This window comes from Inquilinus sp. (assembly GCF_057815775.1).
In genome coordinates this window covers 1-2,560 of the sequence record NZ_JBYRFX010000903.1, presented here as the reverse complement: position 1 = coordinate 2,560, position 2,560 = coordinate 1, and the positions used below count along the sequence as shown (strand labels likewise).

At 69.2% G+C, this 2,560-nt stretch carries 1 protein-coding gene and 1 pseudogene; one reads left to right on the top strand and one right to left on the bottom strand.

Annotated elements, in window-relative coordinates; translation table 11 throughout:
* Positions 1 to 787: pseudogene (locus tag AC3XYG_RS32355) on the top strand (hypothetical protein); the annotation flags it as partial.
* 309 nt (positions 788 to 1,096) lie between these two features.
* On the opposite strand, the gene acnA reads toward AC3XYG_RS32355, so the two are convergent.
* On the bottom strand, positions 1,097 to 2,560 hold a 1,464-nt coding region (acnA, locus tag AC3XYG_RS32350; RefSeq protein ID WP_489144000.1), incomplete at its 5' end, for an aconitate hydratase AcnA.

Genomic DNA, 2,560 nt, shown 5'->3' with positions numbered 1-2,560 from the left:
GGATTGGGCGGCGCTGGAGCTGGAGGTGCTGCACGATCTGGCGCGGATCGGCAATTCCATCTCCGAACAGCTGAACCAGGGATATGCGGCAACCGCCGCCGCCCTGCCCGCCGGATCCCCCGCACGGGTCAGGGCCGACCGCGAGGTCACGCTGGCCTTCATGCGTCTCTCGCGTGCCGTGCGCCTGACCATGGCGATGTTCGGCCGGGTGCGGCAGGCCCGTGAGGCCCTGGCCGCCGGCACGGCGTTGCCGGCCGGACCGGCGCGGCCGCCCACCGGGTCATCCCAACGCGCCGTCGAGGCGATGGTCCGGGCGCTTGAGGCCCGGACACTGGATTTCGACGCCGAGGGCGATGATTTCGACGACGACGATCTCGACGACGAAGAGGATCTGTTCGACGACCTGTACGACGGGCCCGACCCGGCCGAAGCGCCGGACCGGGAAAGCCTGACCGAGCTCGCGGATTTCGGCTTCTCGCTCGACCGCTGCGGCCCCGGCGAGGTCATCGCCCGGATCTACCGCGACCTGGGCCTGCCCCCTGACCCGGTCCGCTGGCCGCAAGCGTGGCCGGCATCGCGACCCGGGGACGGCACCCCAAGCGACCCTGCGGCCTCGGAGAGTCCGCCCGATCCGCGGCCCGAGGACGGGCCCAGGACGGCCCTGTCCACACGATCCGGCCCGGCCGGCGGGGCCCCTCCGGTTCAGCCGCCGCCCCACCGGGATCCCCCGGCCGGCGGGCCCGCCCCACCGGGCCGGCGGCGTGGGCCGTCGGACGACAGCAGCTAAATCACACCCTCGGCAAGATGATGAGAGGCCGGACGGCTCTCTTTCACTCTCCCCCTCCCCTTGCGGGAGGGGGCAGGGGGAAGGGTTGCGCGCGTCCGCGCGCGAATGGCCAGGGGTCTTGTCGGCAGGAGCTGCTTTTCTGCCGGCACGGCTCGCCCGATCGGAGAAAACCCCCTCCCCCTATCCCCTCCCGCAAGGGGAGGGGGGACTCAATTATGTGTTCCGTCCACTCATCTTCCGGCCCGGGCCCCAAAAACAGAAAAGCCCGGCACAGGCCGGGCTTTTCCGAGATCCGAAGGGGCGAAGGGCTTACGCGGCGTCCTTCACCATGCTGCGCAGCACGTATTGCAGGATGCCGCCATTCTTGAAGTACTCCAGCTCGTCCAGCGTATCGATGCGGCTGAGCAGGGTGAGGTCCTGGCGGCTGCCGTCGGTGCGGGTGATGGTCAGCACCATCTCCTGGCGCGGCTTCAGCCCTTCGGCGATGCCGAGGATGTCGAAATGCTCGGTGCCGTCCAGCTTCAGCTCGGCCCGGGTGGTGCCGCCGGTGAACTGCAGCGGCAGCACGCCCATGCCGACCAGGTTGGAACGATGGATGCGCTCGAAGCTCTCGGCCACCACCGCCTTGACGCCGAGCAGGCGGGTGCCCTTCGCCGCCCAGTCGCGGCTGGAACCGGTGCCGTATTCCTTGCCGGCGATGATGACCAGCGGCACGCCCTCGGCCTGGTAGCGCATCGACGCGTCGTAGATCGGCAGCATTTCGCCCGAGGGCTGGTGCTTGGTGAAGCCGCCTTCGACGCCCGGCACCAGCTCGTTCTTGATGCGGATGTTGGCGAAGGTGCCGCGCATCATGACTTCATGGTTGCCGCGGCGGGCGCCGTAGCTGTTGAAGTCGAGCGGCCGGACCTGGTGCTCCAGCAGGTAGTCGCCCGCCGGGCTGTCCTTCTTGATCGAACCGGCCGGCGAGATGTGGTCGGTGGTGACGCTGTCGGCCAGCACGGCCAGCAGGCGGGCGCCGCGCATGTCGTTCAGCGGCTCCGGCTCCTTCTTCATGTCGGTGAAGAACGGCGGGTACTGGACGTAGGTCGAGCCCGGATCCCAGTCGTAGGTCTCGCTCTCGACCGTGTCGATGCTGCGCCACTCCAGCGGGCCTTCGAACACATTGGCGTAGCGGCTCCGGAACATCTCCGGCGTCAGGCAATGCTCGATCGTCTCGGCGATCTCGCGGCTGGTCGGCCAGATGTCCTTGAGATAGACCGGCTGACCATCGCTGCCCGTCCCCAGCGGCTCGGTGGTGATGTCCTTGGCGATCGAGCCGAGCAGGGCGTAGGCCACCACCAGCGGCGGCGAGGCCAGGTAGTTCGACCGCACATGCGGGCTGATGCGGCCCTCGAAGTTGCGGTTGCCCGACAGCACGGCCGAGACGTTCAGGTTGCCCTTCTCGACCGCGGCGGCGATCTCGTCCGGCAGGGGGCCGGAATTGCCGATGCAGGTGGTGCAGCCATAGCCGACGGTGTTGAAGCCGATGGCGTCGAGGTCGACATTCAGGCCGGCGGCGGTCAGGTACTCCGTCACCACCTGGCTGCCGGGGGCGAGCGAGGTCTTGACCCAGGGCTTGCGGGTCAGGCCGCGCTCCCGCGCCTTGCGGGCGACCAGGCCGGCCGCGACCATCACCGACGGGTTCGAGGTGTTGGTGCAGCTGGTGATCGCCGCGATCACCACGTCGCCCTGGTCGAGGCTGTGGTCCATGCCGTCGATCTTGGTCGGGTTCGG